Source organism: Pantoea cypripedii, from assembly GCF_002095535.1.
Taxonomy (GTDB): Bacteria; Pseudomonadota; Gammaproteobacteria; order Enterobacterales; family Enterobacteriaceae; genus Pantoea; species Pantoea cypripedii.
On the sequence record NZ_MLJI01000001.1, the window covers coordinates 3962729 to 3985635 of the forward strand.

20 protein-coding genes and 3 tRNA genes are annotated in these 22907 nt (G+C 55.4%); 4 read left to right on the forward strand and 19 right to left on the reverse strand.

Translation table 11 applies throughout. The annotated features are described in order from the left end of the window. The first annotated feature begins 11 nt into the window (after positions 1-11). Complete coding sequence (bsmA, locus tag HA50_RS18440) at positions 12-338, forward strand: biofilm peroxide resistance protein BsmA (protein ID WP_084877136.1); 327 nt, start codon at positions 12-14, stop codon at positions 336-338. Here bsmA and HA50_RS18445 read toward each other — a convergent pair. The 15 genes from HA50_RS18445 to nnr form a co-directional block, all read right to left on the reverse strand. Continuing rightward, on the reverse strand, positions 312-1940 hold the full coding sequence (locus HA50_RS18445; RefSeq protein WP_084877138.1) for an isovaleryl-CoA dehydrogenase: 1629 nt from the start codon (positions 1938-1940) through the stop codon (positions 312-314). The two genes, bsmA and HA50_RS18445, sit on opposite strands and share 27 nt — an antisense overlap. A gap of 84 nt (positions 1941-2024) precedes the next feature. Then, the gene (gene rlmB / locus HA50_RS18450; RefSeq protein ID WP_084877141.1) at positions 2025-2759 is read right to left on the reverse strand and encodes a 23S rRNA (guanosine(2251)-2'-O)-methyltransferase RlmB; all 735 of its coding nucleotides are present in this window, start codon (positions 2757-2759) and stop codon (positions 2025-2027) included. Between the two features lie 67 nt (positions 2760-2826). Beyond that, a complete protein-coding gene (rnr, locus tag HA50_RS18455) occupies positions 2827-5265 on the reverse strand; it encodes a ribonuclease R (protein WP_084877143.1) in 2439 nt (812 codons plus the stop codon). A 16-nt stretch (positions 5266-5281) separates the two neighbouring features. Then, on the reverse strand, positions 5282-5725 hold the full coding sequence (gene nsrR / locus HA50_RS18460) for a nitric oxide-sensing transcriptional repressor NsrR (protein ID WP_084877145.1): 444 nt from the start codon (positions 5723-5725) through the stop codon (positions 5282-5284). A 191-nt stretch (positions 5726-5916) separates the two neighbouring features. Further along, positions 5917-7215, reverse strand: a complete 1299-nt coding sequence (locus HA50_RS18465) for an adenylosuccinate synthase (protein WP_084877147.1) — start codon at positions 7213-7215, stop codon at positions 5917-5919. A 169-nt stretch (positions 7216-7384) separates the two neighbouring features. Then, a complete protein-coding gene (locus HA50_RS18470) occupies positions 7385-7582 on the reverse strand; it encodes a DUF2065 domain-containing protein (RefSeq protein ID WP_084877150.1) in 198 nt (65 codons plus the stop codon). A 58-nt stretch (positions 7583-7640) separates the two neighbouring features. Then, on the reverse strand, positions 7641-8645 hold the full coding sequence (gene hflC, locus HA50_RS18475; protein ID WP_084877153.1) for a protease modulator HflC: 1005 nt from the start codon (positions 8643-8645) through the stop codon (positions 7641-7643). 3 nt (positions 8646-8648) lie between these two features. Next, positions 8649-9887 (reverse strand): FtsH protease activity modulator HflK, encoded by a 1239-nt coding sequence (gene hflK / locus HA50_RS18480; protein WP_084877155.1) that lies wholly within the window; start codon positions 9885-9887, stop codon positions 8649-8651. A gap of 79 nt (positions 9888-9966) precedes the next feature. After that, positions 9967-11247 carry a ribosome rescue GTPase HflX gene (hflX, locus tag HA50_RS18485; protein WP_084877157.1) on the reverse strand — a complete coding sequence of 427 codons (1281 nt, stop codon included), beginning with the start codon at positions 11245-11247 and terminating at the stop codon, positions 9967-9969. Between the two features lie 82 nt (positions 11248-11329). Continuing rightward, positions 11330-11641 carry an RNA chaperone Hfq gene (gene hfq, locus HA50_RS18490; RefSeq protein ID WP_084877160.1) on the reverse strand — a complete coding sequence of 104 codons (312 nt, stop codon included), beginning with the start codon at positions 11639-11641 and terminating at the stop codon, positions 11330-11332. Positions 11642-11742: 101 nt separating this feature from the next. Then, entirely contained in the window at positions 11743-12693 is a 951-nt protein-coding gene (gene miaA / locus HA50_RS18495; RefSeq protein ID WP_084877163.1) for a tRNA (adenosine(37)-N6)-dimethylallyltransferase MiaA, read from the reverse strand. Then, complete coding sequence (mutL, locus tag HA50_RS18500; RefSeq protein WP_084877166.1) at positions 12686-14515, reverse strand: DNA mismatch repair endonuclease MutL; 1830 nt, start codon at positions 14513-14515, stop codon at positions 12686-12688. Before mutL ends, miaA begins: the two co-directional genes overlap by 8 nt. A gap of 42 nt (positions 14516-14557) precedes the next feature. Then, positions 14558-16207 carry an N-acetylmuramoyl-L-alanine amidase AmiB gene (gene amiB / locus HA50_RS18505; RefSeq protein WP_084877169.1) on the reverse strand — a complete coding sequence of 550 codons (1650 nt, stop codon included), beginning with the start codon at positions 16205-16207 and terminating at the stop codon, positions 14558-14560. Next, positions 16204-16680: a tRNA (adenosine(37)-N6)-threonylcarbamoyltransferase complex ATPase subunit type 1 TsaE gene (gene tsaE, locus HA50_RS18510; protein ID WP_084877172.1), complete on the reverse strand. Its 477-nt coding sequence runs from the start codon at positions 16678-16680 to the stop codon at positions 16204-16206. The genes amiB and tsaE overlap by 4 nt, the downstream gene beginning before the upstream one ends. 3 nt (positions 16681-16683) lie before the next feature. Beyond that, positions 16684-18201, reverse strand: a complete 1518-nt coding sequence (gene nnr, locus HA50_RS18515) for a bifunctional ADP-dependent NAD(P)H-hydrate dehydratase/NAD(P)H-hydrate epimerase (RefSeq protein WP_084877176.1) — start codon at positions 18199-18201, stop codon at positions 16684-16686. On the opposite strand from nnr, the gene queG reads away from it, so the two are divergent. Beyond that, complete coding sequence (gene queG, locus HA50_RS18520) at positions 18200-19339, forward strand: tRNA epoxyqueuosine(34) reductase QueG (protein WP_084877179.1); 1140 nt, start codon at positions 18200-18202, stop codon at positions 19337-19339. The genes nnr and queG overlap by 2 nt on opposite strands. 404 nt (positions 19340-19743) lie before the next feature. On the opposite strand, the gene HA50_RS18525 is transcribed toward queG, so the two are convergent. From HA50_RS18525 to orn, 4 genes are all read right to left on the reverse strand, one after another. After that, a tRNA-Gly gene (locus HA50_RS18525) sits at positions 19744-19819 on the reverse strand. A gap of 25 nt (positions 19820-19844) precedes the next feature. Continuing rightward, positions 19845-19920 (reverse strand) — tRNA-Gly (locus HA50_RS18530). 25 nt (positions 19921-19945) lie between these two features. Next, positions 19946-20021: transfer RNA gene (locus HA50_RS18535), tRNA-Gly, on the reverse strand. Between the two features lie 198 nt (positions 20022-20219). Then, positions 20220-20768 carry an oligoribonuclease gene (gene orn, locus HA50_RS18540; protein ID WP_084877182.1) on the reverse strand — a complete coding sequence of 183 codons (549 nt, stop codon included), beginning with the start codon at positions 20766-20768 and terminating at the stop codon, positions 20220-20222. Between the two features lie 102 nt (positions 20769-20870). Between orn and rsgA the strand changes: the two genes are divergently transcribed. Both rsgA and asd read left to right on the forward strand, forming a co-directional pair. Beyond that, on the forward strand, positions 20871-21920 hold the full coding sequence (gene rsgA, locus HA50_RS18545; protein WP_084877184.1) for a small ribosomal subunit biogenesis GTPase RsgA: 1050 nt from the start codon (positions 20871-20873) through the stop codon (positions 21918-21920). Positions 21921-22000: 80 nt separating this feature from the next. Next, on the forward strand, positions 22001-22897 hold the full coding sequence (asd, locus tag HA50_RS18550; RefSeq protein WP_084877187.1) for an archaetidylserine decarboxylase: 897 nt from the start codon (positions 22001-22003) through the stop codon (positions 22895-22897). Positions 22898-22907 lie beyond the last annotated feature (10 nt).

A 22907-nucleotide genomic window follows, 5' to 3' on the forward strand; every position in this document is an offset into this window, starting at 1 on the left:
CCGGAGTTGCCATGCGTGTTTCGTTATTTCTGGCGCTGAGCCTGCTGTTAAGCGGCTGCTCGGCCCTCACGCCGACGCCTAAAGCGCCACCACCGCCCACGGCGCATGCCCAGGAAATTAACCGGGCGCAGAGCTACGGCTTGCGCAAACTGGGTACTATCAGCGTCCAGGTACGGGGTTCACCGGATGATGCCCAGCGCGCCATTGCCGCGCGGGCTAATCAGCTGGGTGCCACCTATTATCAGGTGTTACTGATTGATGAGACGGTGATGCCGGGTTTCTGGTACTCCACTGCGGTGCTTTATGCTGCCTCACCCGGCAGTGGCGCGCAGCAGTAGCCGTGAGCTGAGATCGTGGCTTAATAGCGGCTGGCCGCGCGTATCCAGGAACTGCTGACACCAACCATCGGCCAGCGGCGGTTCCGCCACTTTCAGCAGGATTGCCGCCGTTGCCAGCTGCAACAGATCATGCGTCACCGCCCGCGCCTGCGCTTCCTGGACGTTACCGAGACGCAGGCGCAGCTGCCGCCAGCGGCGGTCGAAATGACGATTACATCCTTTCACCGCGTCCAGTTCATCACTCAGCATCGTCAGCGTATCCGATTGGCGGTTAAGTACCCGTAACACATCCAGGCACATGACATTGCCGGAACCTTCCCAGATGCTGTTGACCGGCATCTCACGATACAGCCGCGGCAACTCGCTTTCTTCGCAATAACCGATGCCGCCCAGCACCTCCATCGCTTCAGCGACAAAAGGTATCCCCGCCTGGCAAGTCACATATTTGGCCGCCGGGGTGAATAGCCGGGCATAGAGACGTTCATGCTCGCTGGAGGGGGTTGACCAGGCGCGCGCCAGACGCAACAACAACGCGGTTTGTCCCTCCAGCTGTAGCGCCTGCTGGGCCAGCACTGCGCGCATCAGCGGCTGGTCGCTGAGGTTTTTGCCCATCACCTGACGCTGCTGGGCATGGTGCAGGGCAATGGAGAACGCCCGCCGCATCAGCCCGTGGCTACCGAGTGCGCAATCGAAACGCGTCATACCGCCCATTTTCAGGATCAACCGCACGCCTTCGCCCTCTTCCCCCAGCAGCCAGCCGATCGCATCCTGAAACTCTACTTCACAGCTGGCATTGGCGCGATTGCCGAGCTTGTCTTTGAGGCGTTCCAGCCGGATAGCATTGCGTGCGCCATCCGGCAGCAGGCGCGGCAGGAAAAAGCAGCTCAGGCCACCCGAGGTCTGCGCCAGTATCAGATGTGCGTCGCTTTGTGGCACCGAGAAAAACCATTTATGGCCGATAATGCGATAAGCCTCACCGGGGCCGCGTCCACCCAATGGCTCCGCGCGCGTGCTGTTGCTCAGTACATCGGTGCCGCCCTGCTTTTCGGTCATCCCCATACCAATCAGCAACCCCCGTTTCTTGTTACCGGGTTGATGATGCGCATCGTAGCGGTCGCTCAGCAACGCATCGTGCCAGTCGAGCCAGGGTTCTGGCAGGTGATTTTGCAGCAGCGGAATGGCGGCGTGGGTCATGGTGACCGGGCAAAGCGACCCTGCCTCCACCTGCGCGTGCAGGATAAAGCGCGCCGCACGAGCCACCATCGCGTTGGGCTGAACATCGGGTTGCCAGCTAAGATTGTGCAGGCGGCTGGCGCATAAGCCCTGCATCAGCAGATGCCACGCGGGATGAAAGCGTACCTCATCCAGCCGTTCACCGCGCGCATCATAGCGCAACAGCTCCGGTGGCTGAGCATTGGCCAGTCGTCCCAATTCGAGAGATTCGGCGCTGCCGAGTTGCAGTCCGACCGAAGCCAGCCATTCACGGTCCCAGCTGGCACCTTCCCGCGCAACGGCTTCGCATAAGGGAAGATCGCGGGTAAACAGGTTGCTGTTGCTGAGCGGCTGAGGCTGATTGAAAACGCTGTGGGTTGTCCAGGTCATAACGTCCCCCTAACTTGGCTCACAGCCTAAGTATGGGGGTGATAGTCAGTTATGCCTGGTACAAAAACTAATTTGCGGAGGGGATCACGCCAGGCGCTGACGTACCGCTTCGAACAGACAAATACCGGTCGCCACGGAAACGTTCAGAGAAGATACGCTGCCCGCCATCGGGATGCTGATCAACTCATCGCAATGCTCACGCGTCAGACGGCGCATACCCTCGCCCTCTGCACCCATCACCAGCGCCAGTGAACCCGGCAGCTTGCTCTGGTACAGCGTATGATCGGCTTCACCCGCCGTCCCGACGATCCAGATGTTGTATTCCTGCAGCAAACGCATGGTGCGCGCCAGGTTAGTCACGCGGATCAGCGGAACGTTTTCTGCCGCTCCACTGGCTACTTTTTTCGCCGTGGCATTCAGCTGTGCGGAACGATCTTTCGGTACGATCACCGCATGCACGCCAGCCGCATCAGCGCTGCGCAGGCAGGCTCCGAGGTTATGCGGATCGGTAACGCCATCGAGGATCAACAGGAACGGATTATCCAGCGATTCCAGCAGATCCGGCAGATCGCCTTCCTGATAATTTTTACCCGGCTTCACGCGTGCCACGATCCCCTGATGCACACCGCCTTCCACCTGGCTATCCAGCCACTGGCGATTGGCCAGCTGAATAACAATTCCCTGAGCTTCCAGCGCGGCGATCAGCGGTTGCAGGCGACGATCATCACGGCCTTTGAGAATAAAGACTTCCTGAAAACGCTGAGGATCGCGTTCCAGCAGGGCCTGCACGGCATGGATACCAAAAATTATTTCACTCATTACTTTGCTCAAGGTTGGATGTCGGACGTCGCGGCGCGATACATCGCGCCGCTACAACTGATCAGCATCAGGCTTCGCTGGTTTTCTTCTTCGCCGCGCGCTTAGCCTTAGTGGCGGCGGCGATTTTACGGGTTTTTTCGGAGACTTTTTTGCTTTTTTTCTCAGCTTTCGCTTTCGCCGGTTTTTTCTTCTCACCGCGGAAAGCGGCATCCGGCTCGAAATTCACATTTTTACCGGCATCACGGCGGCGTTTAGCCGGAGCTTGTCCACCACGCTTCTCGCGCTCGCGAGCGGTTTTACCTTCACCACGCGGGACACGCTGGCTGGAAATCAGCGCGAAGTCGATTTTGCGTTCGTCCATGTGCACCGCTTCCACCCGCACTTCAACGGCATCGCCCAGGCGATAGGTTCGTCCACCGGATTCACCGATCAGACGTTGCCCTACCGGATCGAAGCGGTAGTAATCATTGTCCAGCGAGGAAACATGCACCAGACCATCGATAAATAGATCGTTCAGACGCACGAAGAAACCAAAACCGGTCACGCTGGAGATCACACCGGTAAAGACGTTACCCACCTGATCCTGCATAAAGTCGCATTTCAGCCAGTCAGCAACGTCACGCGTGGCCTCGTCGGCACGGCGTTCGGTCATGGAACAGTGCTGGCCGAGTTGCAGCATCTGCTGCATATCATAGTGGTAACCGCCGGTCGCCGTGGTGTTACCTTTCTCCTCACCCTGCTCTTTCGCCAGCAAATATTTGATGGCGCGATGCAGCAGCAAGTCCGGGTAGCGGCGAATCGGTGAAGTGAAGTGTGCATACGACGCCAGCGCCAGACCAAAGTGGCCACGGTTTTCCGGATCGTACACCGCCTGCTTCATCGAACGCAGCAGCATGGTTTGCAGCATTTCAGCATCCGGGCGATCGGCGATCTGCGTCAGCAGCTCGGCATAATCAATCGGCTGCGGCTTGCTGCCACCCGGCAGGCTCAGACCCAGCTCGTTCAGTACAGTACGGAAGCTGGTGATGCTGTCGTCACTCGGGCGATCGTGATCGCGGAACAAGGCCGGTTCTTCGTTCTTCTCAACAAAACGCGCTGACGCGATGTTGGCGAGGATCATACATTCTTCAATCAGCTTATGGGCATCGTTACGCACCGTGCGCTCGACGCGCTCAATACGGCGATCGGCATTGAAGATGAATTTAGCTTCTTCGGTTTCGAAGGAGATGCCGCCACGCTGCTCGCGCGACTTTTCCAGCACCTGATACATGCGGTGCAACTCTTCAAGATGCTTCACCAGCGGTGCGTATTGTTCACGCAGCTCCGGGTTGCCTTGCAGGATATTCCACACTTTGGTGTAGGTCAGGCGCGCGTGTGAATTCATCACCGCTTCATAATGTTTGTAGCCGGTCAGTTTGCCGGTGGCCGAGATGGTCATTTCGCACACCATACACAGGCGATCAACCTGCGGATTCAGTGAGCAGAGGCCATTCGACAGCACTTCCGGCAGCATCGGTACGACCTGCGACGGGAAATACACCGAGGTGCCGCGCTGGTGCGCTTCGTTGTCCAGAGCGGTGCCCGGACGCACGTAATAACTGACGTCGGCAATCGCCACCCATAAACGCCAGCCACCACCGCGTTTTTTCTCACAGTAGACTGCATCGTCGAAGTCGCGCGCGTCCTCACCATCAATGGTGACTAACGGCAACTGACGTAGATCGACACGACCTTTCTTCGCCGCTTCCGGCACTTCTTCTTTCAGTTTGGCGATCTGTTTTTCGACTTCTTCCGGCCAGACGTGGGGAATTTCATGGGTGCGCAGCGCCATATCGACAGCCAGACCGGTGCCCATATTGTCGCCCAGCACTTCCGTGACCTTGCCCAGCGCTTTGGTGCGACGCGTCGGGCGCTGAGTGATCTCCACCACCACGACCGAGCCCATACGCGCGTTCAGCGTCTGGTCCTGTGGAATGAGGATATCAAAGCTCAGACGACTGTCGTCCGGCACCACAAAGCCCGTCCCGGCATCGGTAAAGTAACGACCAACAATCTGGCTGTTACGTGGCTCCAGCACGCGTACTACGCGCGCCTCGCGGCGGCCTTTGCGATCCGCGCCACCGGGTTGCGCCAGGATCACGTCACCGTGCAGACACAGTTTCAACTGTTCGGCAGAAAGATAGAAATCATCCTTCTGCCCTTCGACGCGCAGAAAGCCGTAACCATCACGATGGCCAATCACTTTGCCACGCAGCAAATCAAGGCGCTCAGGCAGCGCGTAGCATTGACGGCGGGTAAATATCAGCTGTCCATCGCGCTCCATGGCACGCAGACGGCGGCGCAGCGCTTCCAGCTGCTCTTCACTGCTGATATTGAGTTCCTGGGCGATGTCATCGCGGCTGGCAGGCTTTTCGCGTTTTTCTAATAGCGCCAGAATAAACTCCCGACTGGGGATCGGGTTTTCATATTTTTCAGCTTCTCTTTCCTGAAAAGGGTCTTTTGACATTACGGTTCCTCCGATGTCATTTTTGATGGATTGCCACCGGCGGTTCGGACAATAAGATTTGGTACAGTGGTTCGTTGTCTTTGACGAGATCGGCTAGCGTGTAATTATCCAGCTCATCAAGAAATAACTGGACCGCACTGCTCAACGCTTTGCGCAAGCGACAGGCTGGCGTAATGCTGCATTCACCACAGTTAACCAGCTGTAGTGGCTCCATTTTCCTGACAACGTCGCCAATGACAATTTTTTCCGGGTCCATGCCTAAACGAATTCCGCCGTTTTTACCGCGTGTTGCGGCCACAAAGCCGGCCCGGCTCAGTTGGTTGATGATTTTCACCATGTGATTACGCGACACCCCGTAGGTATCGGTCACTTCAGTAATGTTGGTCTGCTTACCCTCGGGCAAAGTGGCCATGTAGATCAAGGCACGCAGACCGTAATCAGTAAAACTTGTAAGCTGCACATGTACCTCAGTGAATCATCGGGTGTTATTTTTATATGCCGACTGGCGTTGCGTTTAATTATGATGATAAACCAGTGCGTGAAGGCCGGTGCGTTTTTTTCAGGCAACTCTTGATATTTGCAAGAAAAAATATTGTGAGCGGAGTCAAAGAGCAGATAAACAGAGGCCGGACAGGGTCCGGCCAGAGGGGATTATGCGTCAAACGGATCGCGCAAAATCATGGTCTCACTACGGTCAGGACCAGTAGAAATAATATCCACCGGAACACCGGTTACCTCTTCCACACGTTTGATGTAGTCACGTGCGGCCTGCGGCAGACCTTCCAGCGTTTTCACGCCAAAGGTGTTTTCACTCCAGCCCGGCATTGATTCGTAAATCGGCTCAATACCTTCCCAGCCTTCAGCAGCCAGCGGCGTGGTGGTAACTTCGCGGCCATCCGGCATACGATATCCCACACAAATTTTCACTTCTTTCAGGCCATCCAGCACGTCCAGCTTGGTCATGCAGAAACCTGACAGCGAGTTGATCTGCACTGCACGGCGTACCGCTACGGCATCCAGCCAGCCAGTACGGCGACGACGACCGGTGGTGGCACCGAACTCGTTACCTTTGGAGCACAGGAACTCACCGGTTTCATCAAACAGTTCAGTCGGGAACGGACCTGCACCCACGCGGGTTGAGTAGGCTTTGACGATACCCAGCACGTAGTCAACATAACGCGGACCGATACCAGAACCGGTTGCCACGCCACCAGCGGTGGTGTTTGACGAGGTCACGTACGGATAAGTACCGTGGTCGATATCCAGCAACGTACCCTGCGCACCCTCGAACATGATCAGATCGCCACGCTGACGCGCGTTATCCAGCAGTTCAGACACGTCAACGACCATGCTGGTCAGGATGTCGGCCACAGCCATCACATCGTTCAGCACTTTGTCGTAATCAACCGCGTCTTCTTTGTAGTAATTCACCAGCTGGAAGTTGTAGTAATCCACCACTTCTTTCAGCTTGGCAGCGAAGGTGTCTTTGTTGAAGAGATCGCCAACGCGCAGACCACGGCGGGCAACTTTATCTTCGTAAGCCGGGCCGATACCGCGACCGGTGGTACCGATAGCTTTCGCACCACGCGCTTTTTCGCGCGCCAGGTCCATCGACACATGGTATTGCAGGATTAACGGGCAAGCTTCAGACAGCAGCAGACGTTCGCGTACCGGTACACCGCGCTCCTCAAGACCTTTCATCTCTTTCATCAGCGCTTCTGGTGACAGCACAACGCCGTTACCAATGATGCTGGTAACGTTTTCACGCAGGATGCCTGATGGAATTAAGTGGAGGACGGTTTTTTCACCGTTGATAACCAGCGTGTGGCCTGCATTATGACCACCTTGATAGCGCACGACGTATTTCGCGCGCTCTGTGAGAAGGTCTACGATCTTGCCTTTACCTTCGTCACCCCATTGGGTGCCCAGTACGACGACGTTCTTACCCATTTTTTCAAAATCACCGATTGCTTAAAAATGGATTCTACCACCTGACTTTTCCACTTTCAGCTCTTTTAGCATACGATTGCGCGGTTTTTTGCCTGAGTTTTGATCGATACAACATGTTGGGGATAAAACAGCGGCAAGACACAACGATGCTGCGAAATAACGCGCATTTTTAGCTCGCGTGCACACTTAACATGTAATAGATCACCACCCCGGCAACCACCAGTCCACCGCCAAAACGATGTAACAGGCGATCCGGCAGCTGCGCCATAGTCAGAATCATCCGTCGCCAGATGCGCGGCAGAAACATCGGTCCCAGCCCTTCCAGAACCAGCACCAAAGCCAGTGCCATCCAGATGGTTGTGTTCATTATCTTTTCCCCAAAAAAAAGGCCGACAAGATTGTCGGCCTTGAATTTATATCAGTTCTTAATGCGTTGCGTTAGAGGGGGCCTTCATATAACGGAAGAAATCGCTATCCGGGCTTAAAACCATAATATCCTGATTATCTGCGAAGCTATTTTCATAGGCACGCAGGCTACGGATAAAGGCATAGAAATCCGGATCCTGGCTGAACGCATCGGCAAACAGTTTCGCCGCTTGCGCATCACCTTCACCACGAGAAATCAGTGCCTCACGCTGGGCTTCTGCCAGTGTACGGGTCACCTGATAATCCGCCTGAGCGCGCAGTTTTTCTGCCTCTTCCTGACCCTGTGAACGCTGGCTACGTGCTACCGCTTCACGCTCGGCGCGCATACGGTTGTAGATCGCATCAGAGACTTCAGTTGGCAGGTTGATCTGCTTAATCCGTACGTCAACCACCTGAATACCCAGGGCAGCCATGCTGTTCGGGTTCGGCGCTGGCTCTTTGCTGTTGGTTTCACGCTCAACGCGTGCTGCGGCATCAGCAATCGCATCGTCTGCAGCTGGCGTCTGTACTTCGTCATCGTTACCTGCGCTACCGGTATTCAGGGCATCACGCACATCAGTAGTCAGACGACCACGTGAGTCGGTCACGATATCTTTTACATCCAGACGACCCATTTCAGAACGCAAACGGTCACTGAACTTACGTTTCAGCAGCACTTCAGCCTGAGAAATGTCGCCACCACCGGTCGCCAGGTAGTAACGGCTAAAATCACTGATACGCCATTTGATGTAGGAATCAACGATCAGGTCTTTCTTCTCTTTGGTGACAAAGCGATCCGCCTGGTTGTCCATGGTCTGGATACGCGCATCCAGTGATTTCACGGTTTCAATAAACGGAATCTTGAAGTGCAGACCCGGTGCATAGACCAGCGGTTTGTTCTCGCTATCACGCAGAACCTTGCCAAAACGCAGCACGATGCCACGCTGACCTTCCTGCACCACGAACAGTGACGCGTACAGCACCACCAGCACTACAATAATTACGGCGATGATTGGCTTACGCATCGATTACTCCCTCCCTTCACGCTGGGTATCGTTACGCTGCGCGTTGGCGCGACGTTGATCCATGATGCTGCTCGGACTGTACGATGAAGTGTCGCTATTGCTGGCGTTGCTGTCCGAAGCCGGCGGTAACTTCATCAGATTGGCATTTTTCTGGCCGTTTTGACCCGCAGCAGATTGAGCGCCACGCATCAGTTGATCCAGCGGCAGCATCATCAGGTTATTGCTACGGTCGCTAACCAGCACTTTGCGGGTATGGCTGAGCACGCGTTCCATGCTTTCGATGTACAGACGTTCTTTAGTGATCTGCGGTGCGGCTTTGTATTCCGGCAGCATGAGGGCAAAGCGCGCCACTTCACCCTGTGCTTCCAGCACGGTGCGTTCTTTGTAAGCACGCGCCTCTTCCAGGATACGTTGTGCCTGACCATTGGCACGTGGCTGTACTTCGTTGGCGTAGGCTTCTGCTTCACGCACGTACTGCTCACGGTTTTCACGCGCGGCAATCGCATCGTCAAACGACGCTTTGACCTCTTCCGGTGGACGCGCCGCCTGGAAGTTAACATCCAGCAGCGTGATGCCCATATTGTACGGACGAATGGTTTCATCGATTTCGCGCTGAGTTTCGCTACGCACCACGGTACGACCTTCGGTCAGAATGCGGTCCATCGTCGAACGACCAATCACGCCACGCAGCGCACTGTCAGTCGCCTGACGCAAGCTGTCATCCGCGCTGGTCACAGCATAGAGGTAACGCTCAGGATCGGTCACACGGTACTGCACGTTCATTTCTACGCGCACTACGTTTTCGTCTGATGTCAGCATCACGCCAGACGCGGCGAGTTCACGCACCGCTTCCACGTTCACGGCACGGACCTGATCGATAAAAGTGGGTTTCCAGTTGAGGCCTGGTTCCACCAGATGGCTGAATTTGCCGAAGCGGGTGACGACGCCACGTTCCGCTTCTTTAATGGTGTAGAAACCGCTGGCTGCCCAGATGATGACTGCCGCTGCGGCAACAATGCCGACCAGTTTGCCACCGCTACCGCCACTGCGCTGGCCATTGTCGCTCTGTTTGCCACCGCCCAGTCCACCGAGTTTTTTACTCAGCTTACGGAAGATATCATCCAGATCAGGAGGTCCCTGATCGCGACCTCCTTTATTCCCCCCAGAGTTGCCGCCTTGATTATTGCTGCTTCCCCACGGGTCGCGGTCCTGTCCGTTATTACCGGGCTGATTCCACGCCATGTCTCTACTCCATTTATTGTATTTACGTTTTACCTTGCGGCCGATGTCCTGGCTTTGGGGTAAATGAGTTGGGCAACGGTCAAACAATATAACTGGCGAGCGACGGCTCCTGTTTACATAAACGACGCCAATCAACAATCGGCATACGCACATGTAAACCTACACAGCCATCATCTTCATTCCATTCTTTCTCAATCGCCTGTAACTGATAAAAACGACTGCGCAAACGTCCAGCTTCCGGCGGCAAACGCAGGTCGTACTGCGCAATTTCACCGGCAAGGCGTTCTGATAATGCCTGCCACAGTAAAGGCAGGCCGACCCCCGTCTGGGCTGACAGCCAGACGCGAATCGGCTTATTTTCTTCATCACGGTCGATACGCGGTACAAAATCCTCCAGCATATCGATTTTGTTCATCACCAGCAGGGCTGGAATTTCATCGGCCTCAATTTCTTCCAGCACGACGTTGACCGCCTCAATATTGTCATTGAGACGCACATCAGCCGCATCAATCACATGCAACAGTAAAGTCGCCTGGCGCGTCTCCTGCAAGGTTGCCTTAAACGCGGCAACTAAATCGTGAGGCAGGTGGCGAATAAAACCTACCGTGTCTGCCAGCACCACTTCTCCCACATCCGCGACGTTAAGGCGACGCAGGGTAGGATCCAGGGTGGCAAACAACTGATCCGCAGCATAGACATCCGCTGATGTAATAGCGTTAAACAGGGTGGATTTACCGGCGTTGGTGTAGCCCACCAGCGAAACGGTTGGTACATCCGCTTTGGCACGCGCCTGTCGGCCCTGCTCGCGCTGTTTTTCCACGCGTTCAAGACGGGACAGGATCAGGCTGATGCGATTGCGCAGCAAACGACGGTCCGTTTCCAACTGGGTTTCACCCGGACCACGCAAGCCAATGCCGCCTTTCTGACGTTCAAGGTGCGTCCATCCACGTACCAGGCGGGTTGCCAGATGGCGTAGCTGTGCCAGCTCGACCTGCAATTTACCCTCATGGGTGCGGGCGCGCTGGGCAAAAATATCAAGAATTAAGCCGGTGCGGTCGACAACGCGACATTCGCACAGCCGCTCAAGATTTCGTTCCTGGGCAGGGGATAAGGCATGATCGAATAACACGACCGATGCTCCACTCGCTTTTACCGCATCGGCAATTTCAACTGCCTTTCCTTCACCGACAAAATATTTGGGATGTGGCGCTTTACGGCTGCCAGTAATAACCTGCAGCGCTTCGACGCCCGCAGAAGAGACAAGAGTTTCAAACTCCTGCAAATCTTCCAGCTCTTTGTCTTGGGAGAACCAGATGTGTACCAGTACGGCCTGCTCACCGGCATCATAACGGTCAAACAAGCTATAACCTCGCTAAAATAAAATAACCAGGACGGGAAAACGCATTCGCTCTCCAGCCCTGGCTTCACGGCAACACAAAAAATTATTCTGCGTTATCGCCGTCTTGTTGTGGCTGCGACTGAGCGGTTTGGTTGCTTCCGCCGTGGTGGTAGTTACTGCTTCCGCCGCTCGCATTGTTGCTATGGTGCGACACCGGACGAGAAGGAACCACTGTAGAGATGGCGTGCTTGTACACCATCTGGCTAACCGTGTTTTTCAACAAAATCACGAACTGATCAAAGGATTCAATCTGCCCTTGCAGCTTAATACCATTCACCAAATAGATCGAAACCGGTACACGTTCACGACGCAGTGCGTTCAAAAACGGGTCTTGTAAAGATTGCCCCTTAGCCATTCTATCTTTTCCTTATATGCTTGTTGTTTATTACTTTTTGAACCGTGGTTCAGAAAAACTGCGTAAAAATTTGCGCACGATAACGGACCAATTGTACACAATCATCCCTGCTTAGCACTAACAACCTGAAGCACCGCATTACGCGCTAAATCTGGCTCATCACTGTCTAACCAGTGCACGTCGGGCCAGCCACGTAACCAGGTCATCTGGCGCTTCGCGAGCTGCCGGGTTGCGCAAATTCCCCGATAAACCATTTCGTTGTAATCGATTTCGCCAGTGAGGTAAGACCACATTTGACGATAACCGACACAGCGAATGGAAGGCATATCCGTATGCAAATCACCTCGTGCAAACAGAGCACGAGCCTCCGCTTCAAATCCTGACGCCAGCATCTGGTTGTAACGCAACGCAATGCGTTGATGTAACAGCTCGCGGCTCGCCGGAGCGATTGCGAATTGGTACACGTCGTAGGGTAACGCTTCACCGGATGTTTTTGTCAGTTCCGTTAAAGTTTTACCCGAAATAAAAAAAACTTCCAGTGCTCGCGAAAGTCTCTGCGGATCATTCGGATGAATACGACTGCCGGCGACCGGATCGATTTCACACAGTTGGCGGTGAAGGTCATCCCAACCCTTTTCTGCCGCCATTTGCTCTATCCGCTGACGCACGTCCGGATCGGCCGAGGGCAGCGGCGACAATCCTTCAAGCAACGCCTTGAAGTAGAGCATAGTTCCACCAACAAGCAACGGAATCTTACCCCTTTGGGTGATCTCCGCCATTTCTGCCAGCGCATCGCGACGAAACTCAGCAGCGGAATAAGCTTCCGCCGGGTCGCGAATGTCCAGCAAACGATGAGGTGCCTGCGCTAACTCCTCAGCAGACGGCTTCGCCGTGCCAATATCCATCCCGCGATAGATTAAGGCAGAGTCAACGCTAATAAGTTCCACCGGAAGATGCTGACGCAACGAAATTGCCAGTGCCGTCTTACCGGAGGCGGTAGGCCCCATCAAAAAAATTGCCTTAGGCCGGCCAGCCTGGTTCTGTTCACTCATGCTTCAATGCGTTAATCGCACTCTCAATCTCAATGGCCTGCAACAGGCCAGAAGGCGGCGACTTCAGCAATTGCGGACAGAGCCGTTCCAGCTCCGCCAGCAGCGTAATCGCCTGCGAGTGATTCCAGTGCGCTGCCTCTGCATCGTCACGACGTGCCAGCCATTGGGCCAGCGAGGATGCAGAGACCTCTTGCTGCCGGGCGAGATAGCCTAACAGGTCTGGAATCAAGATTTGTAAATTTTGTGTTCGTAACGGTAAAGGCACCGCGCGCAGCGTCACGTGCTGGCCTTCCCTTTGTAAATCAATGCCCATCGCGGTTAACAGCGCAGATTGCTGACCAATAACCGCCAACTCTTCCAGCGCAATTTTTAACCTGACGGGGATGAGTAGCGGCTGCGGTTTTAATCCCTCTTCTCCAGGTTGTAACTGGGCCTGTTTCAGCCAGCGCGCCGCCACGGGCAACGAGAGTAATAATAGCTTATCGCCGCGCTCCAGCAGGGCATAGCTCTCGCGCACCACACTTAACACCCGGCCAAAACTCTGCGCATGGGCAGCAAGCGGCGTTTCGCGTTCAGGTTTAGGCGCGGGCTGCGGCTGCGGTGCCGCGACAGTAGCTGGCGTTTTCAGGAGTTGCTGATAAGCCGCCCCTTCCCGCGCGCGATAAGTCGGCTCCTTTTGCTGCCAGCCGCCACTGGGGGTTGCGCCTGGCTGACGCGGTGCTGCCGCTGGCTGCGCAAAGTGGTTACCGCCCGCCGCCTGACGATTCTCGGGCTGCCACTGCGGCGCAGGTTCTTCCGCATGAGCGATCGGCAGTTCTGCCGCACGGCTGGCCTGCAACGCGCTCATTACGCCCTGCCAGATAAAATCGTGCACCAGGCGCGACTGATGAAAACGCACCTCATGCTTGGCTGGATGGACATTCACATCAACCTGATGCGGATCGATTTCCAGGTACAGCACATAAGCCGGTTGCTGCTCATCCCCCAGTTGGGTTTGGTACGCCTGGCGGATGGCATGATTGATCAGTTTGTCACGCATCATACGACCATTGACATAGCAATATTGCAGGTCCGTTACCTGGCGGGAACCCGCCGGATCGGCCACCCAGCCACGCAACGCCAAATCGTCATGCTGCCAGTCAATTCTCAATGCATGCTGCATAAAGGTGGTGCCGCAAATCGATCCCAGCCGCCGCTCACGCTGCGCATCCTGGCTCACGCCGCGGTACTGACGCATCAGCTTGCCATTATGGCTGAGTGAAATTGCCACATCGAAGCGTGCCAGCGCAATGCGGCGAATCACTTCATCGATATGGGTAAACTCGGTTTTTTCCGTGCGCATAAACTTGCGTCGGGCGGGGGTGTTGTAGAACAGATCGAGCACTTCCAGCGTCGTCCCTACCGGATGCGCAGCCGGTTTAACCGTCACCGCCATATCTCGCCCCTCAGCGTAGGCTTGCCAGGCTTCGCTTTGATCTTCGGTACGTGAGGTGAGCGTCAGGCGGGAAACTGAGCTGATACTGGCGAGCGCTTCCCCGCGAAATCCGAGGCTGACAATGGCTTCGAGATCATCAAGCGAGGCGATTTTACTGGTCGCGTGACGTGCCAGCGCCATCGCCAGTTCATCTTTGGCGATACCACAACCGTTATCACGGATGCGGATCAGCTTCGCGCCGCCTTTTTCAATATCGACATCAATACGTGTCGCACCGGCATCGAGGCTGTTTTCCACCAGCTCTTTCACCACCGACGCCGGACGCTCCACCACTTCGCCCGCCGCGATCTGGTTTGCCAGCTGCGGCGGTAAGATTTGTATAGGCATGGTGGTGTCCTTTTAACCGGCTGGCCCACCAGGGGCCAGCAATCAGGATTGCGGAATTTTCAGGGTCTGACCCAGCATCACATTAGAGGACTTCATATTATTGGCCTGAATGATGGCATTGGGGCTGACACCGTAGCGGGCAGCAATGGCCGTCAAAGAGTCGCCACGCACCACTTTGTGACGCACCGGGCCACGAGAGGCTGTCGAGGTGACACCTGATTTAGCCGGAACTTTCAGACGCTGACCGACCCAAACCACATCACGTTTCAGGCTGTTCATGTCACGCAATGTCGCCATGCTGACACCGTATTTTGCCGCAATGCCTGACAGGGTTTCACCGCGTGTCACCGTATGACGCTGCGTCACGCCAGTATATTGCACTGTTCCCGTCGCCGGATTGCTGGCGACGCTAACCGCTGGTGCGTTGTCCAGCGGCCGGTTTTCTTCCTTTGGGACCGATTGCAGCGGATGCGCCAGGAAGTAATTGCGCAGGCCTTTATAAATCGACTGAGCAATCTTCTCCTGATATGCGCTACTGCCAAGCAGTCGCTCCTCCGCGGCATTACTGATAAAGCCGGTTTCAACCAGCAAAGAAGGAATATCCGGTGAACGCAATACACCGAGGCTGGCGTGCTCTGGCAGGCGTTTATGCAATGGCGTGACGCTACGCAGCTGTTGCAGCACTTTCACCGCCACATCATAACCAACACGCTGTGAATGGCCGAATTGCAGATCCAGCACGGCCTGGCTCAGGTAAGGATCGGCCTGGCTGTTCGCCAGCAGATCACCCGCACCGCCCAGCAGTTCCGATTGCTTCTCTTTCTGTTCCAGCCAGTTTGCCATTTCGCTATTGGCGCGACGGTTGGATAACACCCACACCGACGCCCCCGTTGCCGAATGGCTGGGTGCAGCATCGGCGTGAATCGATACCAGCAGGTTGGCATTCTCTTTACGCGCCACGTCGGAACGGCCCATCACCGAGATAAAGTAGTCACCGGTTCGCGTCAGCACCGGTTTAAACATCGGGTCGCGATCCATCAGCGCCTTCAGCTTGCGCGCAATGGCGATGGTGACATTTTTTTCATGCAAGCCGTGCTGGCCTGAAGCCCCTGGGTCCTGGCCGCCATGTCCGGCGTCAATGGCTACGATAACCTGTTCGTTACGGCTTACCGAACCACCAGGGCGTATCGTGGTATCGCTGCTGCTGACCGCCGTCACCGGGTTGCCATTGAACGGATTCCCCTGGCTGCTGCTTTGCGTTTCCCGCACGGTATTCACTGGCGCAACGTTGCGTTTCGCGGTTTGTGTGCCACGCATGGTAAACACCACACGATATTGATTACCTTCACGCTGCGTGGTGGCACGGGTGTGTGCTGCCTGCGTCAGCTCGAACACCAGGCGGATACTTTGCTTATCCTGCGGTTTACTGTTGCGGATACGCTTAACCAGATTTTCGCCGCTGAAATTGAGCGGCAGCCCCTGAATATTGCCGCTCTGGCGGATATCCAGCACCACGCGATCGGGATTATGCAGCGGGAAGAAACCATACACCGGCTGGCCGTTGAAGCTCAGTGTCACCGTCGCCTGGCTATCACCATTGTCAACTTTAATATCTGACAACGCGGCCGACAGCGCTGAAGCCGAAAACAGACAGAGCAGGGCCGCAAGGACCATTTTCATCCGTGACATCATGCCTGATCCCTTTGCTGCTTAAAGTGTTGCAGCAGGCTTTCACCCTGCACCGAAACCGCCTGTAATTCTGCTTCACGCGCGTTATCAACGTAACGCAGCGTCAATGCCAAATCGGGGTCAGGCAACACACCCGTGCCCTGCTGCGGCCATTCGACCAGACAAATCGCCTCGCCGCTGAAATAATCACGAATCCCCATGAACTCAAGTTCTTCCGGATCGGCCAGACGATACAGGTCAAAATGATACAGGGTACGACTCCCCAGCGTATAAGGCTCGACCAGCGTATAAGTGGGGCTTTTTACATTGCCCTGATGACCCAGCGCCTGCAGAAAACCACGACTGAAGGTGGTTTTACCGGCACCCAGATCGCCATAAAGATAAATTACCGCCGCACTGCTGCATACGCGGGCCAGCTGTGCGCCAAGTTCAAGGGTTGCCGCTTCATCGGGCAAAGGGATAACACAGGTCTTCATGCTTTATTGTTGGATCATCTCAGGATTAACAAACTGCCACAGCAGTTCGAACAAATCGGTGGCCAGCATACCGCGCGTGCCGCGCAGACGGGCAACGGCATCCGCTGCTGCACCATGCGCCACACAGCCTGCACAGGCCGCATCAAACAAAGCCAGTTTCTGGCCTATCAGCGCGGCAATGATGCCGCTCAGTACGTCCCCCATACCACCAGAGGCCATACCGGCATTCCCCACATCAGCAATCACCAGCTGTCCCTTTGCACTGGCAATCACCGTACCCGCCCCTTTCAGCACTGCCACGCCTCCGTAGCGTTTGACCAGCGCCTGGGCGGCATGGATGCGGTCACTCTCAATATCACTGGTCTTCACATCCAGCAAGCGAGCTGCCTCACCGGGATGTGGCGTGATGATGCGATTCTGACGGGAATCTGCGTTGATTGCCAGCAGGTTAAGTGCATCTGCATCCCAAAGCATCGGCTTTTCACAGGCAGCCACCTTTTTCAGTGCCTGTTTCCCCCATTCGCGCTGGCCTAAGCCAGGGCCAATGGCGATCACATCCGCCCATTCCAGTGCCTGTTGCAGGCGCGCCTCGCTCAGTGCATCCACCATCAGTTCCGGCCTGGCAGTCAGGATCGGCGCAATATTATCCTCATGCGTTAATACGCGAACCAGACCCGCACCGGAGCGCAGTGCCGCTTCCGCTGTCATGCGAATGGCCCCTGCCGTACCGGTATCGCCACCCACCACCAGCAGGCGGCCATGATCACCTTTGTGGGACGTCGCCTTACGCGGCTTCAGCCAGCGGGACAGATCCTGCGCATCAACCCGCTGCATCGGTGCCTGATTGCCGGTGAGAAACGATGATAATCCCAGTTCGTCAACATGCAGCTGCCCAACATAATCACGGGCCTTGCCGGTGAGCAGACCCGGCTTCAGCACGATCATGCTAAGGGTATGAGCGGCAACGATGGTCGCACCCGGCGCAGTGCCGTTTGCCGCCATCAGTCCGGACGGGATATCAATCGCCAGCACCGGTGCAGTATGGGCATTTGCCAGCGTAATCAGATGAGCATAAGGCGCACCGGGAGCACGATTTAGCCCGGTGCCAAGCAGTGCATCGACAATCACCTCAACCTGTTGCGGCCAGGGGGCATCGGCGGCATGAATAACGCCCCCAGCGGCCAGCCAGGCCCCCCGCGCCTGTTGAGCTTCCTCCGGCAACGGTTTGCTGCCCTCACATGCCAGCAGTGTCACCTGCATCCCTGCCGCTTGCGCCAGTCGCGCTACCACATAGCCATCCCCGCCGTTGTTGCCGTGGCCGCACAGAATCAGCCAGTGGCTGGCATCAGGCCATAATCGACGCACCAGTTCATAGCTGGCCTGCCCGGCACGCAGCATCAATTCATACAGGGTCAGTCCCAGGCTGTCGGCCGCATCGCGTTCCAGTTGCCCTATCGCCTGCGCAGGCCAGACAGAGTGTGATAAACTGCACGGGTTAGCATTCAATTCCTGGTTTCTCATGTCATACCCTCTCGATCTTCATCAGCTTGCCCAACAGATTAAACAATGGGGGCGCGAACTTGGCTTCCAGCAGGTAGGTATTTGCGATACCGACCTCAGCGCAGAAGAGCCCAGGTTGCAGGCGTGGCTGGAGAAACAATATCACGGCGAGATGGAGTGGATGGCGCGTCATGGCATGATGCGCGCGCGCCCTCATGAATTATTACCCGGCACGTTGCGCGTCATCAGCGTGCGCATGAATTATCTGCCTGCCAAAGCCGCCTTCGCCAGCACGTTAAAAAACCCTCAGCTCGGTTATGTTAGCCGATATGCGCTGGGACGCGACTATCACAAAGTTCTGCGTAATCGGCTGAAAAAACTCGGGGATAAGATCCAGGAGCATTGTGGCGAACTGAATTTCCGCCCGTTTGTGGATTCAGCGCCACTGCTGGAACGCCCGTTGGCAGCCAAAGCGGGACTGGGCTGGACCGGAAAACATTCTCTGATCCTTAACCGCGAAGCGGGTTCCTGGTTTTTCCTCGGCGAGCTGCTGATCGATCTGCCGCTGCCGGTCGATACCCCACAGGAGGAGCAGTGTGGCCGTTGTGTGGCCTGCATGACCATCTGCCCCACAGCGGCGATTGTCGAGCCCTACACGGTGGATGCGCGTCGTTGCATCTCTTACCTGACCATTGAGCTGGAAGGTGCCATTCCCGAGGAGTTCCGTCCGCTGATTGGCAACCGTATTTATGGTTGTGACGATTGTCAGCTGATTTGTCCGTGGAATCGCTATGGGCAATTGACAGATGAGGACGATTTTTCGCCCCGGGCGGTGCTGCATGCCCCGCCCCTCACCACGTTATTTATGTGGGATGAAGCAAAGTTTCTGCGCGTGACGGAAGGATCGGCAATTCGCCGGATTGGTCATCTGCGCTGGTTGCGCAATGTCGCGGTAGCGCTGGGTAATGCCCCGTGGTCGGAAGAAAACATTACCGTACTGCAACAGCGTTCAGGGGAGCATCCATTGCTGGATGAACATATCGACTGGGCTTTGGATCAGCAGCGACAGAAACGTGCTGCACTGGCGATTGACGTTCAGCCCGCCCGCAAACTGCGTCTGGTACGGGCGATTGAAAAGGGACTGTCACGTGATGCGTGATTGAGCAAATTTACAGGATAAAATCCTTTTCCACATGCTGTGAATAAAATTATAAGTCCGATTGCAGGTATGCCCCGTTATATCGTCCAATCCTCACGCTAACAGCCTGAAACATGAAAATAATGATTAAAATCAGTTAATTATTGATTTATCGTTAACATTCTCACATGTTTTGAGTTGCAAGCGGCTGTCCAGAGCCTGTGGATAACTCTGTTTAAAACAGTTTTGCAGATGGGGTAAAACGCCGTCCGGGTGCACCAGACAGATTGTGGATAACCTAAAGAATTATCATGACAGCGATTGTCACTAACCTGCTTCAGCAGAATTTCAGAAAACGTCCTGGCTGACACAGTTTTAGTGCTGTTCGTAATCTACGACAAACAACTTCAATGAATATAAAAATCTGGAGCGGGAAACGAGACTCGAACTCGCGACCCCGACCTTGGCAAGGTCGTGCTCTACCAACTGAGCTATTCCCGCGTAGGAGGTACTGCTATACAAATTTTGGAGCGGGAAACGAGACTCGAACTCGCGACCCCGACCTTGGCAAGGTCGTGCTCTACCAACTGAGCTATTCCCGCGTAGAGGGTGCTGCTATACAGATTTTGGAGCGGGAAACGAGACTCGAACTCGCGACCCCGACCTTGGCAAGGTCGTGCTCTACCAACTGAGCTATTCCCGCATAACCATCGTCTTTTTGTTTGCGACTACGCAAACTAAAAACTGAATCTGTACCATACCGAAATTCTTCATCGGTACGGGGTGCGCATTATACGAGAATTCCTTTCCATCGCAAGAGCCTGAAAGCAAAATTTTGCGCTTTCCGCGCGTTTGCTGCTTAATTCAGCAACCTGCTGTTTTCCTGCACACCCCAGCCTGACTAAAGCTGCAAAAAGTGCTCGCGATAATAAGCCAGTTCCGCCACCGATTCGCGAATATCATCCAGCGCCTGATGGCTGCCGCTCTTTTTGAAACCTGGCAGGATATCGGGTTTCCAGCGACGAGCCAGCTCTTTCAGGGTGCTGACATCGAGATAACGGTAATGGAAATAGGCTTCCAGTTCCGGCATGTATTTAAACAGGAAACGGCGATCCTGGCCGATGCTGTTGCCACAAATCGGCGAGGTATTCGCGGGTACCCACTGTTTCAGAAATTCGATGGTCGCCAGTTCAGCAGCATGATCGTCGTGTGTGCTTTCTTTCACCCGCTCCACCAGGCCGCTATTGGTGTGAGTGCGCACGTTCCAGTCATCCATCAGCGCCAGCTGCGCATCGGATTGATGTACCGCCAGCACCGGCCCCTCGGCCAGAATATTCAGGTTTGCATCGGTCACCAGCGTGGCGATCTCGATAATACGATCGCGTTCCGGATCCAGCCCGGTCATTTCGAGGTCGATCCAAATCAGATTGTTTTCATTTCCAGCTGTCATGCGTTTTCCGCCCGTTGCCAAAGTCGTCATTAGACTAAATTAAGGTGTATCATAGACGTTTTGCCCAGCGGGGCGAAGCCTGGCGAAAGCCTGAGAGGATGCGTGAGCAAAAATAAACTGTCGAAGGGTCAACAACGTCGTGTGAGTGCTAACCACGAGCGTCGTCTGAAGCAACGGAACGAAAAACCGGAACCGGATGACAGCCTGTTTGGGGAAGCAACCGATGGTGTGGTGATCAGCCGCTTCGGCATGCACGCAGACGTCGAGGACAGCGCGGGCGAGGTGCATCGCTGTAATATCCGTCGCACCATCCGTTCACTGGTGACGGGCGATCGCGTCCTGTGGCGCGCTGCGAATGAGAACGGCGGCAAAGGGATCGTCGAAGCCGTGCACGATCGTACCAGCGTGCTGACACGCCCCGATTTTTACGACGGTATCAAACCGATCGCCGCCAACATCGATCAGATCATTATCGTTTCGGCGATCCTGCCGGAACTGTCACTTAACATCATCGATCGCTACCTGGTTGCCAGCGAAACCCTGGGGATCGAGCCATTGCTGGTGTTGAACAAAACCGATCTGCTGGATGACGAGGCTCGCGCCTTTGTCGATGAGCAGATGGATATCTATCGCCATATCGGTTACCGCGTGCTGATGGTTTCCAGCCGTGCCAAAAATGGCCTGGCCGAGCTGGAAGCGGCACTGACCGGCCGCGTCAGCATTTTTGCCGGACAATCTGGTGTCGGCAAATCCAGCCTGCTGAATGCCTTGCTGGGTCTGGATGTCGCCGGTGATGAAATCCTGACCAACGACATCTCGGATGCCTCGGGTCTCGGCCAGCACACCACCACCGCCGCACGCCTGTACCATTTCCCCCACGGCGGCGATGTGATTGATTCCCCTGGGGTGCGCGAATTTGGTTTGTGGCACCTGGAGCCGGAACAAATTACCCGTGGATTTGTCGAATTCCGTGAGTTTCTTGGTAGTTGCAAGTTCCGCGACTGCAAACATGACAACGATCCGGGCTGTGCCATTCGCGAAGCGGTAGAAAACGGGACCATCAACATTTCCCGTTTCGATAACTACCACCGTATTCTGGAAAGCATGGCGCAGGTAAAAACGCGTAAAAACTTTTCCGCCAGCGAAGATTAATGAGTACAACGGCACGCGGGGCGCTGCTACAATCCGCCCCCTTTTGTCTCAACGATACGTAATAAAGCCAGGAGGCTACGGTGTTTGATCGTTTTAAACTCGGCCTGAATCATATTTTGCCTAAGAAAGGACTGACCGAACTCGCGGGCTGGGGTGCCAGTCGGCGTGGTGGCTGGCTGACCAAAGCGGTCATTGATATTTTTGTCTGGTACTACAAAGTCGATATGGCTGAGGCCAGCAAACCCGATACTGCCAGTTATCGCACCTTTAATGACTTCTTTGTGCGCCCATTAAAAGAAGGGGCACGTCCGATCGATCCCGATGCAACCCTGCTGGCCCTGCCAGCCGATGGTGCGATCAGCCAGTTAGGCCGCATCGAAGGCGATCAGATCTTCCAGGCCAAAGGTCACTACTACACGTTGCAGGCGCTGCTGGCGGGTAATGACGAGCTGGCGCAGCAGTTCCAGGATGGCAACTTTGTTACCACTTACCTGGCGCCGCGTGATTATCATCGCGTGCATATGCCCTGTAACGGCATCCTGCGTGAAATGATCTATGTTCCGGGCGACCTCTACTCGGTCAACCCGTTAACCGCACGCAACATCCCGAATCTGTTTGCCCGTAACGAGCGTGTCATTTGCGTGTTCGATACTGATCACGGTCCGATGGTGCAGATTCTGGTGGGTGCCACCATTGTTGGCAGCATCGAAACCGTGTGGGCCGGGACCATTACGCCGCCGCGTGAAGGGGTGATTAAACGCTGGCATTACCCGGCAGCCGACCATGACGGAGCCGTTGTATTGTTGAAAGGACAGGAAATGGGTCGCTTCAAGCTGGGTTCAACGGTCATCAACCTGTTTGCGCCTCAGCGCGTCAAACTGGCGGAAAGCCTGGAAGCCGAAAGCAAGACCCGCCTCGGTCAGCCGCTGGCCATCGCCCTGCCACAGCCGGGTGAAACTGCCCCGCTCACCGACTAAGCGGGAATTT

Coding starts and splice junctions, on each gene's coding strand:
- amiB (WP_084877169.1), bottom strand. CDS start 16,207: ATGATGTCACGGATGAAAATGGTCCTTGCGGCCCTGCTCTGTCTGTTT.
- HA50_RS18465 (WP_084877147.1), bottom strand. CDS start 7,215: ATGGGTAAGAACGTCGTCGTACTGGGCACCCAATGGGGTGACGAAGGT.
- HA50_RS18445 (WP_084877138.1), bottom strand. CDS start 1,940: ATGACCTGGACAACCCACAGCGTTTTCAATCAGCCTCAGCCGCTCAGC.
- mutL (WP_084877166.1), bottom strand. CDS start 14,515: ATGCCTATACAAATCTTACCGCCGCAGCTGGCAAACCAGATCGCGGCG.
- orn (WP_084877182.1), bottom strand. CDS start 20,768: ATGACAGCTGGAAATGAAAACAATCTGATTTGGATCGACCTCGAAATG.
- nnr (WP_084877176.1), bottom strand. CDS start 18,201: ATGAGAAACCAGGAATTGAATGCTAACCCGTGCAGTTTATCACACTCT.
- miaA (WP_084877163.1), bottom strand. CDS start 12,693: ATGAGTGAACAGAACCAGGCTGGCCGGCCTAAGGCAATTTTTTTGATG.
- tsaE (WP_084877172.1), bottom strand. CDS start 16,680: ATGAAGACCTGTGTTATCCCTTTGCCCGATGAAGCGGCAACCCTTGAA.
- bsmA (WP_084877136.1), top strand. CDS start 12: ATGCGTGTTTCGTTATTTCTGGCGCTGAGCCTGCTGTTAAGCGGCTGC.
- hflK (WP_084877155.1), bottom strand. CDS start 9,887: ATGGCGTGGAATCAGCCCGGTAATAACGGACAGGACCGCGACCCGTGG.
- rlmB (WP_084877141.1), bottom strand. CDS start 2,759: ATGAGTGAAATAATTTTTGGTATCCATGCCGTGCAGGCCCTGCTGGAA.
- rnr (WP_084877143.1), bottom strand. CDS start 5,265: ATGTCAAAAGACCCTTTTCAGGAAAGAGAAGCTGAAAAATATGAAAAC.
- hfq (WP_084877160.1), bottom strand. CDS start 11,641: ATGGCTAAGGGGCAATCTTTACAAGACCCGTTTTTGAACGCACTGCGT.
- HA50_RS18470 (WP_084877150.1), bottom strand. CDS start 7,582: ATGAACACAACCATCTGGATGGCACTGGCTTTGGTGCTGGTTCTGGAA.
- hflC (WP_084877153.1), bottom strand. CDS start 8,645: ATGCGTAAGCCAATCATCGCCGTAATTATTGTAGTGCTGGTGGTGCTG.
- queG (WP_084877179.1), top strand. CDS start 18,200: ATGTCATACCCTCTCGATCTTCATCAGCTTGCCCAACAGATTAAACAA.